General features: G+C 35.6%; 13 protein-coding genes. 12 read left to right on the top strand and 1 reads right to left on the bottom strand.

Annotation, left to right across the window (positions count from 1 at the left end; all coding sequences use genetic code 11):
* Window positions 1-730: 730 nt before the first annotated feature.
* From ACSU6B_RS20160 to ACSU6B_RS20150, 3 genes are all read left to right on the top strand, one after another.
* Window positions 731-2,083: an Nramp family divalent metal transporter gene (locus ACSU6B_RS20160; protein WP_410888067.1), complete on the top strand. Its 1,353-nt coding sequence runs from the start codon at window positions 731-733 to the stop codon at window positions 2,081-2,083.
* 184 nt (window positions 2,084-2,267) lie between these two features.
* Window positions 2,268-2,471, top strand: a complete 204-nt coding sequence (locus tag ACSU6B_RS20155; RefSeq protein ID WP_410888065.1) for a hypothetical protein — start codon at window positions 2,268-2,270, stop codon at window positions 2,469-2,471.
* Window positions 2,414-3,316, top strand: a complete 903-nt coding sequence (locus tag ACSU6B_RS20150) for a ZIP family metal transporter (protein WP_410888063.1) — start codon at window positions 2,414-2,416, stop codon at window positions 3,314-3,316. The genes ACSU6B_RS20155 and ACSU6B_RS20150 overlap by 58 nt, the downstream gene beginning before the upstream one ends.
* 85 nt (window positions 3,317-3,401) lie before the next feature.
* On the opposite strand, the gene ACSU6B_RS20145 is transcribed toward ACSU6B_RS20150, so the two are convergent.
* Window positions 3,402-3,701 (bottom strand): hypothetical protein, encoded by a 300-nt coding sequence (locus tag ACSU6B_RS20145; RefSeq protein ID WP_410888061.1) that lies wholly within the window; start codon window positions 3,699-3,701, stop codon window positions 3,402-3,404.
* A 393-nt stretch (window positions 3,702-4,094) separates the two neighbouring features.
* Between ACSU6B_RS20145 and ACSU6B_RS20140 the strand changes: the two genes are divergently transcribed.
* The 9 genes from ACSU6B_RS20140 (at window position 4,095) to ACSU6B_RS20100 (ending at window position 12,834) form a co-directional block, all read left to right on the top strand.
* Window positions 4,095-5,597, top strand: a complete 1,503-nt coding sequence (locus ACSU6B_RS20140; protein WP_410888059.1) for an FTR1 family iron permease — start codon at window positions 4,095-4,097, stop codon at window positions 5,595-5,597.
* Window positions 5,594-5,968 (top strand): hypothetical protein, encoded by a 375-nt coding sequence (locus tag ACSU6B_RS20135; RefSeq protein ID WP_215007217.1) that lies wholly within the window; start codon window positions 5,594-5,596, stop codon window positions 5,966-5,968. The genes ACSU6B_RS20140 and ACSU6B_RS20135 overlap by 4 nt, the downstream gene beginning before the upstream one ends.
* A gap of 205 nt (window positions 5,969-6,173) precedes the next feature.
* The gene (locus tag ACSU6B_RS20130; RefSeq protein ID WP_410888056.1) at window positions 6,174-6,740 is read left to right on the top strand and encodes a YdhK family protein; all 567 of its coding nucleotides are present in this window, start codon (window positions 6,174-6,176) and stop codon (window positions 6,738-6,740) included.
* Between the two features lie 387 nt (window positions 6,741-7,127).
* Window positions 7,128-7,412, top strand: a complete 285-nt coding sequence (locus ACSU6B_RS20125) for a DUF4183 domain-containing protein (RefSeq protein ID WP_410888054.1) — start codon at window positions 7,128-7,130, stop codon at window positions 7,410-7,412.
* Between the two features lie 390 nt (window positions 7,413-7,802).
* Window positions 7,803-8,711 carry a DUF4183 domain-containing protein gene (locus ACSU6B_RS20120; RefSeq protein WP_410888052.1) on the top strand — a complete coding sequence of 303 codons (909 nt, stop codon included), beginning with the start codon at window positions 7,803-7,805 and terminating at the stop codon, window positions 8,709-8,711.
* A 1,443-nt stretch (window positions 8,712-10,154) separates the two neighbouring features.
* Window positions 10,155-10,433 (top strand): MBL fold metallo-hydrolase, encoded by a 279-nt coding sequence (locus ACSU6B_RS20115; protein ID WP_410888050.1) that lies wholly within the window; start codon window positions 10,155-10,157, stop codon window positions 10,431-10,433.
* A complete protein-coding gene (locus ACSU6B_RS20110) occupies window positions 10,409-10,873 on the top strand; it encodes an MBL fold metallo-hydrolase (RefSeq protein ID WP_410888048.1) in 465 nt (154 codons plus the stop codon). Before ACSU6B_RS20115 ends, ACSU6B_RS20110 begins: the two co-directional genes overlap by 25 nt.
* Before the next feature lie 272 nt (window positions 10,874-11,145).
* Entirely contained in the window at window positions 11,146-11,358 is a 213-nt protein-coding gene (locus ACSU6B_RS20105; RefSeq protein ID WP_410888046.1) for a GyrI-like domain-containing protein, read from the top strand.
* Window positions 11,359-11,730: 372 nt separating this feature from the next.
* Window positions 11,731-12,834 (top strand): plasmid pRiA4b ORF-3 family protein, encoded by a 1,104-nt coding sequence (locus tag ACSU6B_RS20100; RefSeq protein ID WP_410888044.1) that lies wholly within the window; start codon window positions 11,731-11,733, stop codon window positions 12,832-12,834.
* The last annotated feature ends 74 nt before the right edge of the window (window positions 12,835-12,908 follow it).

Here is a 12,908-nt window from a genome sequence, read left to right as displayed (position 1 = left end):
TATGAGGAAATAAGGCATTAATAATGCAGGTCACTTTTTGCAACTTATTCATCTCGTTTATTGAATTAAAGGGTGCTTTACTGAAACAAGGAATAAACTAAAAAGAGCCTAAATTATGCAAGTTTTTATACACTACTTGTATATTTAGGCTCTTTTTAAATTCATAAAACATTCTGCCTTTTTATTTACAAAAAACAGTTGGACTCGTTTTAGAAGAGAATCATGTTCGTAGAGGCTCCATGTCAAAGAACATTGGTTTTAATCTATTTTCCATTTAAGTGTGTCACTTAAATGAGCAAAAACTGTGTCATTTAACTAGACGGTCACAAAGGCTTACTTTTAACTAAAGAGAATTGCAAATTTTTGTGGAAAAATCTTAATAATAACTTAATTTTAGTTCTAAAAGGGGCAGAAGAAATGTCGGATTAAAAGAATTACAGATTTCATATTGGGGATTCTTAAAAGGAGAGAGAATTTCTTTAGTTGCCATTATTATTATGGCTATTCCTTTAATCTGAATTTTTGTATGGTAACAAGAGGATTTTAAGATTCTTTTCATTTAATTTCCCAAAAAGTTTCCTTTGACTAAAAAAAATTGTAAAATAAATTATATTTGGAAACTACTTCTTTGCTCCTTAATATAATTTATTTAACAAATGAGATTTTTTTACTCAAAAAGTTTCCTTAGTGCAACATATTTAGTGTATACCAATAATGAGGTGATGAAAAAATGAGTGAGGATGTAAAAGAACTGCCTATTTCGGTGGAAGAAGGTTGGAAAAATAAAAGAACACAATCGACTTTACCAGAAGTGTATAGAAGTGTTCGTATTCCAAAGACTGGTTCTTGGATAAAAAAATTCCTTGCTTTTGCAGGACCAGGTTACTTAGTGGCAGTCGGTTATATGGACCCAGGTAACTGGGCAACAGATATTGCAGGAGGATCCCTATTCGGATATACGTTACTTTCTGTTATATTATTGTCTAATTTGATGGCAATTCTACTACAAGCACTCGCTGGGAAGCTAGGGATCGTGACGGGAAGGGATTTAGCTCAAGCGTGCCGTGACCATTACAGTAAGCCAGTCGCAATGGGTTTGTGGATTTTATGTGAACTAGCGATAGCTGCTTGTGATTTAGCGGAAGTGATCGGTTCGGCAATTGCATTAAATCTTTTGTTTGGAATTCCGTTGATATATGGTGTTATTATTACGGCTTTAGATGTACTAGTGGTATTGCTGCTACAAAATAAAGGATTTCGTTTTATTGAAACGTTGGTTATTGTCTTAATTATTACGATTGGAGGTTGTTTTGCAACTGAAATGTTCCTTTCTAAGCCTGATGTAGGTGGCATATTAAAAGGCTTTGTTCCAAGCACAGAGATTATTAGTAACCCAACGATGCTATATATTGCCATTGGTATTTTAGGTGCAACAGTCATGCCACACAACTTGTACCTTCATTCATCAATCGTTCAGACTCGAAAGTATCAACAAACCAGTTTGGGAAAACGCCAGGCTATTAAATATGCCACATGGGATTCAACCATTGCACTGTTCTTTGCATTATTTATAAATGCTGCTATCTTGATCCTTTCCTCTGCCACATTCCATAAAGCAGGATTGACGGAAGTGGCAGATATTAATGATGCTTATCATTTACTTACTCCGATTCTAGGAACGACAATTGGAAGTATTTTATTTGGGGTTGCGTTGCTTGCTTCTGGTCAAAACTCAACATTAACAGGGACATTGGCTGGTCAAATTGTCATGGAAGGATTTTTAAATATTCGCCTCCCAGCTTGGCTTAGAAGACTTATTACCCGATTAATTGCTATTGTCCCTGCTGTTATTGTAACTGGTCTTTATGGTGAAAGCGGAACAACTCAACTTCTTATATTGAGTCAAGTTATATTGTCTTTACAACTTTCGTTTGCGGTTGTGCCACTAATTAAATTCACTAGCGATAGGAAGAAAATGGGTGAGTTCGTCAATCCGATTTGGCTTAAAATTCTTGCTTGGATTGTAGCAATCGTCATCATTTGTCTGAATGTATATTTACTGATTCGAACGTTTTTTGGTTAGTATATTGACCATTTTTAATTGAAAAAGTACCATGTAAATTATTTGACGGAACGGCAATCTCATAAAGGGGTTGCTTTTTTTTATTACGAAATTTATTAGAAAAATGCAAACGGGGATTCTTTGAATTTATGGAGTAACTAAAAATAGAAAAGGGGTGTCTAATAAAAAAAGGGGAGGGATGCAAATGAAAAAATGGCTGGTAGCGTTTGTAGTTTTCATTGGACTTAATCTCATGGGCTGTTCAAATAGAGGGATGCTTGGAGATAAGCCTCCAAAAGCCTCGATTAAGATAGGGAATAAAATGTATAAAACGACATTAGGGAGTTATTGTTGGGATATAAAGAGAAGAGGGCCTGCGTTGATACTGCTGGACCTAAAGAACTTTTAAAAGGAGAAAAACCGATTAAAATAAAACCTGGTGAAAAGATAACTTTCGTAATGAATTATAAACCAAATCCAAATGAATTTCATGTTATACAGATGACTGAGAACAAAGAAAAGGAGGTCGATTTAAGCAGTTTGGTAACCTTGCTTATTCTTGGGGCTATGATTTTAGGCGGGTCCTCCATTCGACTTATGATTCTTTTTCTAAACAAAAACTCTTTATACTTACAAATTCTTTGCGGAGGATTGTTAACTGGCATGTTTGCATTTGAATTACTTCCTGAAGTATTTAGCCATTTTCAAACAATCGGTATCTTTATCATGATCACAATGGAAATTTTCTTGCATAATAAATCCCATCTTCATCAAGGAAATCAGGAGACGCTTTATCTTTTATTTATTGCTTTAATCATTCATTCCATCACTACGGGGGTTACCTTTGGAATTAGCCTCCAACAGGGTCAACTGATAAATTATGGACTTTTGGCCGCTTTTATTCTTCACCATATCCCCGAAGGCATGATTGTAATGTCATTAATACCAATTACAAAAATGAAAAATAGATTTTTTACAATTTTTTGCTCAACACTATCGATTGTGATTGGCATGAATATTTTTATGGGACTGAATATGAGATTGGATTCAATAAAACGGAACACTGTCAGGATGGGAATGACAATTGGAACCATGGGTTACGTTACATTTTATGAACTACTGTGGAAGAAATCGAAAAACCTACCGAAAGGAAAAGTAGCTTTTTGTGTTGTTTTAGGAATGGTGGGTATTCACATTTTTTACGTTTTTTTCCGATACATCATTAAGATGAGAATAAGGATTTCAAAGAATTAACCCGTTCGGTTATTGAGACCTTAATCACATGAATTACGCAATAAAGCACGGCAAAAATTTATTTTTTTGCCGTGCTTTATTTGTCTTATTGTTCGTGTGTCCAAGTAATTGCTTCACCTGTTTTAGGACAACTTGGAAACTTTTCTCCTTGTTGAAGTACCACATGTTCACCATCTGAATCAATATAATGCCCTGATTCCATAACAATTTCTCCTGTACGATGAACATGGCTTGCATGTGTCCAAGTTGTTGCTTCTCCTGAAACAGGACAATTTGGAAATGTATCGCCTTGGTGAAGTTCCTTTTTAGTTCCACCTGCATCTAAATATTGTCCAGATTCTATTACCGTTTCACCTGTATGGTGATGGTCAGCGAAATGAGCCATGATCTATTCCTCCTTGTAAATTCGGATACAACAGTTATTTTTTCATTGACCATTAGTAATATACTTTCCGGGAAATAGCACCAATACCAAAAAAAGTAAGTGTAAACCTTCCCAATACGGTATTCAGGGTGATGCTGAGACATTGTTTGACAATTTTTGTTTAATTATTAATGATGGCAAGGTTTTTTAATACAATTTTTGCGGTACATCCGAGGGTTTGGCATCTTAGCCAAAGCATCCCCCTTTTATATATGTTTTAAAAGTTAATATTCACATTAGTGTAACTAATAAAAAAATCTCTAATTGACAATTATTATCAATGGAAATACAATAGTAAATATAAATGATATTGAAATTCGTTATCAATTGGGTGACTTTTCCAGGGGGATTGTTATGAGAAAAAATCTACTACTTATATTATCTATTATTGTATTAATATTAGGATTTGGCATACATAATCCTGTACTAGCAGCTGGAAGCTCCAGCGAGGATATTAAGAAAGCTGAAGTATCAATTGATCAAGCCATCGATTTTGCTTCTAAAGGGAACCTTTCGGATGCTCAAAAGTCTTATGATGAATTTAACAAAACTTGGAGACAAATTGAAGAAGGGATAAAAGGTGATTCAGCTACTGCTTACCGAGATATTGAGTCCAATATGGGAAAGGTAGTCTATGCTTTTACTCTTAAAAAACAAGACCAAGTTTTACAGGCTTTACAAGATTTAAAGGCTGTAAATGAAAAAGTTGCAAGTGGTGGATATTCAAAAGAAAGTGGTTTTAAGAAAGAAGATATTTCTTTAGATGATTTTATCTTGCTTCTCCAAGAAACAAAAAAGGAAGTTAAAGAGCAAAATCAAAATCAAGCACTTGAAGGCATTAAAAAGGCAAGTAGTAGCTGGTTAAGTGTAGAAGGAGTAGTGGTTGCACAATCTGCCTCCGTTTATAGTGATTCTGAAAGAGATTTGGTTACCATTCAAGCTATGCTTGCAGCTAATCCACCAAATTATAAAGCAGCTAATAAAACAATTGATAACATGGTAAAATACCTAACTCCTTTAGCTGATAAATCGAAGTACACCTACTGGGATGCAGCAATGATCCTTATACGTGAAGGTTTAGAAGCTTTACTTGTAGTAATTGCGCTTATGTCTTTTGTAAAGAAATCAGGAGAAGGTAAGGGAAAAGGTTGGATATGGACAGGGGTTTTATCGGGTCTAGGCATTAGTTTGATACTTGCAATCATTGTAAAATTTGTTATTTCATCTGGAGCGTTTGGTAATAATAATGCCCTTATTGGTGGATGGACAGGGGTATTTGCGGCAGTAATGTTGTTATATATGAGCTATTGGCTACATAGCCAATCCAATATTGCTGATTGGAATCGGTATATTCGTGAAAAAAGCCAAACTGCATTAACAACAGGTAAACTTGTTTCGTTAGGGGTTCTTGCCTTTCTTGCTGTGTTTCGTGAAGGGACGGAAACCGTATTGTTTTATATTGGAATGGCAAGTCAAATAAAACTTCAGTCATTATTAATTGGTTTCCTCATTGGAGCAGCAATACTTGGGATCTTAGCCTATTTGATGATATATGTGGGATTGAAATTACCACTTCGCCCATTCTTTATGGTGTCTAGTGTTATCGTATTTTACCTCTGTATTAAGTTTACAGGAATGGGGATTCACAGCCTTCAATTAGCTGGATTAATCCAAACGACCAATTCCCAAAGTATACCAAGCATAGACTTTTTTGCACTCTACCCATCATGGGAAAGCACCATTCCTCAAATATTTCTAGTTCTTGGTGCAGTTATGATACTTTTATTAAAAAAATTTAAAAATAAAAAACTTATTGCGTTGAACAATAGTAATATGGAAAGTAGGAAACTATCATGAAAAAGTTAACATCAATGGTCTTAGCAATCGGTCTTGGAAGTGCTTTAGTATTAGCGGGTTGTAGTTCAACTGATAGTAAAGTTTCTGATGGTGTAAATGAAATGTTAGATACAACGGAACAGTTATCAAAAGCTATTGATAGTAGAGACCAAGCAAAGGTAAAGGAAGTTGGACCAAAATTAGAAGATCAATGGTCTTCTTTTGAAGATGATGTTAAAAAGGATAACAAAGATTTATATGAGAAAATTGAAAAATACCTTGACCCAACAATAGCGGGTTCTGAAGCGGCAACTCTTGATAAAGAGGCATTAGGTACCTTAAATGACCAACTGACTGATTCCTTGAAGGAATTAGCCGATAAAACCAAATAATTAATTTAAAAAACACCAACTTTTAGAAGTTGGTGTTTTTCTATTAAATTGCAAGACTCAGACAATGCGTTTACAAGTAGTTTTTTTTATAATTCGTAATACTTAGGTCCTGAATTTATTTAAAAACATCGAAATAGTGTAAATGCATATTTTCTGCACATTTTTGTTGTAAACTCTTCTTGAAAATAATTTAAGGAGGATAAAAATGAAAAGTAAAAAATTTGTTGTAGGAATTGTTACCTTAGTATTAGCGTTTTTGTTATCTGCTTGTACCAGTATTAGTAATCAGAACAGCAGTGATAAAAATATGAACATGGACCATAAAAATATGACTGAAATGAATCACTCTAGTTCAGGTGGAGTTCCTAAAGGGTTAAAAGAGGAAAAGAATCCAACCTATAAAGTTGGAAGTAAAGCAATTGTTCATAGTGAGCACATGGAGGGCATGAACGCTGCAAAAGCAACGATTGTTGGTGCTTATGATACGATAGCATATGCAGTTACCTATACGCCCACAACTGAGGGAGAAAAAGTGAAAAACCATAAATGGGTTATTCAAGAGGAAATAAAAAATGCTGGTGATGAAGTTTTAAAACCTGGAACTGAAGTTACATTAGAAGCAGATCATATGGAAGGTATGATGGGAGCAACTGGTACCATCGATTCAGCAGAAAAAACCACAGTTTATATGATTGATTACACTCCAACTACTGGTGGAAAAAAGGTTAAAAATCATAAATGGGTATCGGAAAGTGAACTTTCAACCAAATAACAGGCTGTTTACTGGGGAATAGGGGTTGCGACGCAATCCCAATTTTTAACTACAAACGTTAAACCAGATTGCTATTCATTTTACAGATGTTTACGAACGTTTTTATGATACTAACATAAATACCTCTTTAAAACTTGTGAATTGTGCTTATATAGTAGGTTTTTGCCGTTCCTTAAGTAAACTAGAAGAATAAAATATAATGTGGACAAACCCTCTCTTTATATGTCTCTCCACCAAAATGTGAAAACGCATATAACGTTATTTTTACCTTATTAGACATTATTTAGAATAATCCAAAGGACGTAATCTATTATCTTAGGAAATTTCGTTTTGTTAACAGGACTTACAAGAAAGGGTCCTAGTATATTTGAAAGGGAGTGAATCTAAATGGCTATAGTCAAACCTTTTGTAGCAGGTAGAAAATTTACTGGCACAGCAGGATCGGGAACAGGAACAGGTGCTGCGTTCGCTATTGCTGCTACAACCTTTACTAATGATGCCGGTGCAGCTGCTACAGCATTTCCAGCATCATTTGCCTATTACAATCTTTATATTAATGCTCAGATCCAAACAGCTGATACTTCAACTGTTACTACCACTGCAATTACCATTCCTGGAGGCGATGTACTTGATCCAGCGACTCCAATTGTTGTTGAATTTGTTGTAACCTAGTCTATTTCATTAAAATATTAAAAACTGTATTATGCCGCGTTAAATTTTTTGGACAGGTTCTCCCGCAGGAGACCTGTCTTTTTTGGTGTACCTGGTAAGGATGCAGGCTCTAGGGTGCAAATCCCGAACAGTGAAGGCAAGAGCGCTGTAGATTAAGACAAGGATATGTGGGGTGACCCTTATATCTGAAGGAAGTCGGCATATCTCTCCATTCAATGAAACAGAAAATAGGGTGCCTGCTTAATGAATTTTCTATTTTTTATAGACACCTAGTAAAAAGAAAAGATTCACAGATTTAAACAAATTAGTTTGTCCAATCAAAAAATAAAAGAATACATAAAATATCTATATGCCAATTGCCATTTTAGATATAATTAGGAGGTGATTTGATTGGCTCTTTTTCTACAAACATTTACCACTCCAGCTAATACTCTAGTAATAACTGATACTACAGTACCTCCATCGAGTCTTCCTACCCCTGCTGTTTTTACACCTCCGTCAATAATATCTCCATGTATTGATGAAAACGACGATTATATTTGGTCACCAAATACTTCATCTGGACAAACCGTTACCTTTCGAAGCAATTTTACTGCTGGGATTGCTCCAATTGTTGTTGCAGCTTTGCCAATTAGTGTTTTTTATATATTTGCAGTTCATGGAACCGCAACAGTAACGGCTACTCTAGATGTCTTAGATGCACAAGGAATTGTTATAGCGACTACTGCACTATTTACGGCTTCAAACGGTGGAAATTCCAATAATGTTGTAACTGCTTCAGGAGACCTCTTAATTACGGATGCTACATTATCATTAGCTGACACTATACGTATTACAGTAGATGCGACAGTAACGGCACCTATTTCAATAGGATATGCGTCAAATCCAGGGAGATATCTTGGTGAAATAACGGTACGTGACGTAATAGATACATCTCCTATCAATATTCTAAAAGCAAGTACCTATGAATTTTTTGCATTATCAAAAGAAGAACGTGTTTATACAAATGATGATGAGATAAGAGAGTTCGGAAATCAAGGCATTCTTGATCCTAAAACCGTATCTTACATCAACCTTTTTATTAATGGAATATTACAGCCACATATAAATTACATCGTAGAACCAGGAAAACTTATACTTACTTCTAGCGATTTACCTCTAGTAGGATCCACTATTATTCTCCAATTTGTAATAATTAATGGATTCGGTTCTGGTGTATATGTTATGGATAGCAAAATAAATCGTTTTATTCCTTTGGGCTCGTTTATTAAGAAACTAATCCGAAGAATTTTTGGATAAATTCAATTGAAGGTGCGAGTCCCCTATCACATTAACGTTAACGATGTTGGGGGACTCGCACCTTTTTTAACGACAGATCAATCATTACATCCAACCTATAATTAAGAATAAAGCTATGGTTGAAGCCCATAAGGAATTTGTTTTTTTGTACACATTTCCTAAACCATAGCCTACAAGGTAAACCAATACAAATAATTAAAGATATATTTCGGTGCTGCAATTCCTGAGATAAACCAGAGAGGAAAGTTTATAGAAACAAAAAGTAAGCCTTAAGGCTGCGGTTTTTCTTCAGAAATAAGAACTTTAAAATCTAGGTAAAAAGCATACAGAACGACTTTGGGCGGCAGCACTACGGACTGATCAAAAAGGAAAAAGCACCTTTCTGTCATTCCTTACGTGTCGCTTCGGCATTAAATGGACCGATAACCACGGACTGTACGGCTTCGCCTACATTCCGTAGGTTTCTGTTCCATTTACGGCTATCGTCGACATACCGAACGAGCCGGAAAACCGGAGAAAAGATTGAAAGATTAAAAGAATAAAAGTAATAGATTGAAAGATCAAAAGAATAAAAGACAAAAGGAGAGCAGCCGAAATGGCTGCTTTTATTGTTTGTTTTTCCCTTTTGCCTTCCGAATCGTAAAACAGCGCAAGCTTTCTAACCTTCCAGCCGGTAGGACACCCGAACCTTTCCGGCTAGAAGCTAAGGAAGTTAGTCAATCGGTCAAGGGGCAAAAAACTTTTTTGCTTAAAGGCGCTTTCGCAACAGCAAAAAACCTTTTGTGCGAAGAGCACCCTTGCCCCATTGCCTATGCGTGTTTTTCGTTCTACTTGCAAAAGGGGAAAAATCCCCCTTTGGGGAACTAACCCCCCGGTAGGACCCCTTATTGAGGAAGGGCTTTAAAAAGCAGCTCAAGCGGCAAAGGCATTTTGATGCAAGTCTGAAAGGTGGAGAAAACGTATATGAAAAATCAAGATCACAACCAAAACAATGGGAATTGTTCAGTAAATATTAATTTAATTTAGTAGCAGATGCAGCAATATCAGAAGGACCCCAAGGGATTTAGCTATCTCTTTACTCAACATGCCGTTATTGTTAATGTTGCCGGAATTCGGATAATGGGTAAGGATGAAATTTATAAATTTTGGAATAAAGCAAGGGAAAGCTTCTTAGCTAACGTAGCCGTAAAGAATGAAGTGGTGAACATCACATTCGTGTTTAATAACAATAGAGTTGTTTAATTTACAATAAAGTCATTTAAAAACGAATAAAGTTGCTTAATTTTTTGTTTCAACGAACGGGGCAGTTGCTTGTTAAATAAAAAGGGAGGATGTAATATGTCTAAGGAATATTTTTAAGTAAATAAAATAGATAACGGAATCTATCATATATTTGATCCGGCACAGGTTGGCTGCACTCTAATCTTAGGTAAAGAAAAAGCATTGCTTTTTGATACATGTTATGGGATTGGTGATTTGAAAACGACTATAAGAACCATTACCGATCTACCCATTATAGCTGTAAATAGTCATGGACATATAGACCATATAGGAGGAAACTGGCAGTTTGATGAGGCCTATATTCATAGTGATGACATTTCTCTTGCTGAACAGCATTCATCAAAACGGATTAGAGAGCAGATAATAACATCTTTTAAAGAACAATTTGTTCCTCCTAATTTTCAATTGATGAATTTATGGAAAGAGAAACAGTACCATTGATACCGGTTAAGGAAGGGCAAATTTTTGACATAAGACAAAGGGAATTGGAAGTACTACATACTCCTGGTCATTCACAAGGTTGTATTTCACTTTTAGATAAAAAAACAGGAACTTTATTATCCGCAGACATTATAACGCCTATGATTTGGATGTTTTTACCAGAAAGTACATCAATAAAAACTCTCGTAAGTAGCCTTAAAAAGCTAAAAGATTTGAGTTTCGATAAGATCGTTTCTCATTTTCAAAATACTTTCCCAAAAGATTTTATTGATAGGCTTATATTGTGCGCTAACAACATTGATGTAAATAAGAGTAAACCTTATAATACTCCATTTATAGGTCAAGAAGCTCAAAAAGGGGCTCTAATTTATGCTGAAGGTGGAGAACCTTTTGTAAGTTCAGATTTTGTATCTATTGTTTTTAATGAAAGTAAGCTATAAGAGGCAGAAACAACTTTATTGTTACTGATTCTTAAAAACGATATTTTTTTCACTAAAGAATTAAACAACTATTTTTTTCAACGTTCGTGTTAACGAACGGTGTTATCCTTATTTAAGAACTAAAAATTAAACATCTTTATTGTTAGTGCACATCTGTAAACATTGTTCTTAGAGAATGTACACCCGTTCGAAAAAGTACACTTTAATAACAAGTTCAATGAATAAACTCGATATTTATTTTAGTCGAGGAAGATGATATTCAAAGTCCTTTAGTGACAACTCTTCCGGAAGGAAAGTATGCCTGTATTTATTATAACGGTAATCATAACAATTCCCCCGAACATTATAGATCCTTACTGAATTGTATTCAAGATAACGGTTTCAAAGTGATTGGGGACTCCATTGAAAGAACAATAATTGACCATTATATTTCAGGAAGTAAAGAAGACTATCTGACGGAAATACAAATACCAATAAAGTGTTGACCCTCCCCTTACAGGAGGGTCTATATTTTTGGTTAAGAACAATATTTAAAAGGAGAAATGCATGACTATATTCACACTCTTTACAAGTTGGATGAAGGTTGAGTGAGGCATGGTAAGCCTCCAACCAAACTGGGTCTGTAGTAACATCCAAGAATGTATGAGTAAATATGGAGATATTGGTATGAGTGTTTCTTTTCCCGGTAATTCGCAAGATGTCAAGGGGCTCTAAATCTCCATTCGTTAACATGGTTACAGTTTAAAATGGAAATGGGAACAGGTCCGGATTAGGTATGTGTTAAAATATGTTCATACTTACAAACCCAACTAAGCTACCAATAAGAACAGCCGCGCTGCTGGGAGGAGCTAATACATATGCTAATTCAATGTACCAAAAAGCTACTAGATGAACTTGAGGTACCCACGGTTACTGAGATAGAAGAAGATCCCTTGTTTTCTTGGCATGCCAATTTATTAAAGGTTGGTCGGAAGAAGACGGTTGTCTTGGTGAATGATCGAAACTTATATGCAATCATCCTCCATGGCCTAAAAGCAAAGGAGATGAAAACTATAAGTAAGTTAATCGTACAGGCCATTCGGGAAACATTCGAAGCGGAGTGTATCAAGGATGAAGTGATCGAGCAGTTTTTGCACCACTCTCCTCATATTGCCTTTTCCAAAACAAAAGATAGAGCATTTGTAGCCAGAATGAACAAGGTATGCGAAAATGTTTATCACTTTGGGGAATTACTGGATAACGATAGCATTAATCAAGTGGAGATGAGCTTAAGGATTAATGGCTTATTAGCAGGAGTAGGGAAGAATGACTACATTTATCCAAAGGAAGAAAAGAATAAGCATTTGGAGGAGTTGGTTGGTCAACCGATTTTTCAATCTGAAGCAGTGGAACTTAAGGTAAAGTTGATGCTTGAGAGACGCGAAGTTTGGCGGAAAATTGTCGTTCCAACTAATACTACTTTTCCTAAATTGCATAGAATTTTACAAATTGCCTTTCACTGGCAGAATAGCCATCTATATGATTTTTATATTTATCCAAGTAACGCGGATGACAAAGTCATCCCGACCAACCAATATAGACCGATTGTAAACCTAGTGTGCAATGAAGAAGCTTTTCATTACCAAGGTGATGTACCAATGAAAATGGATTCAGGTATAAAGCTGTCCGAATATCTTCCGGCTAAGATTGTATACAATTATGACTTTGGAGATAGCTGGCAGCATACTATCGAGTTAGAAAGAGTGATTGAAAACTTCGATCTCAATTATCCTATCTGTTTAGATGGAGAAGGAGCTGCTCCGCCAGAAGATGTAGGAGGAGAACCAGGCTACGAGGCATTTCTTCTTATCATCAGCGATAAAAACCATCCAGACTACGAGCATATGCTGGAATGGGGAATGAAGCAGGGTTATAGTGAGTTTGATGAGGAGAAGATTAATCGAATGTTGCGGAGAGTGTGACAGGATAAAGGAGTCAGATCCTTCATTCCAAAAAGGAAGTGGGGCAAGAGGTTTGGGGATTTTCGGGAAAAAAG

It is taken from the genome of Neobacillus sp. C211, from assembly GCF_051842875.1.
In the GTDB taxonomy this organism is placed as follows: domain Bacteria; phylum Bacillota; class Bacilli; order Bacillales; family Cytobacillaceae; genus Neobacillus.
This window is presented reverse-complemented; position numbering and strand designations above follow the sequence as displayed.

Excerpts from the sequence above, each read along its gene's own strand:
- ACSU6B_RS20160 (WP_410888067.1), top strand. The coding sequence starts at position 731 with ATGAGTGAGGATGTAAAAGAACTGCCTATTTCGGTGGAAGAAGGTTGG.
- ACSU6B_RS20155 (WP_410888065.1), top strand. The coding sequence starts at position 2,268 with ATGAAAAAATGGCTGGTAGCGTTTGTAGTTTTCATTGGACTTAATCTC.
- ACSU6B_RS20145 (WP_410888061.1), bottom strand. The coding sequence starts at position 3,701 with ATGGCTCATTTCGCTGACCATCACCATACAGGTGAAACGGTAATAGAA.
- ACSU6B_RS20140 (WP_410888059.1), top strand. The coding sequence starts at position 4,095 with ATGAGAAAAAATCTACTACTTATATTATCTATTATTGTATTAATATTA.
- ACSU6B_RS20135 (WP_215007217.1), top strand. The coding sequence starts at position 5,594 with ATGAAAAAGTTAACATCAATGGTCTTAGCAATCGGTCTTGGAAGTGCT.
- ACSU6B_RS20130 (WP_410888056.1), top strand. The coding sequence starts at position 6,174 with ATGAAAAGTAAAAAATTTGTTGTAGGAATTGTTACCTTAGTATTAGCG.
- ACSU6B_RS20125 (WP_410888054.1), top strand. The coding sequence starts at position 7,128 with ATGGCTATAGTCAAACCTTTTGTAGCAGGTAGAAAATTTACTGGCACA.
- ACSU6B_RS20110 (WP_410888048.1), top strand. The coding sequence starts at position 10,409 with ATGGAAAGAGAAACAGTACCATTGATACCGGTTAAGGAAGGGCAAATT.
- ACSU6B_RS20100 (WP_410888044.1), top strand. The coding sequence starts at position 11,731 with ATGCTAATTCAATGTACCAAAAAGCTACTAGATGAACTTGAGGTACCC.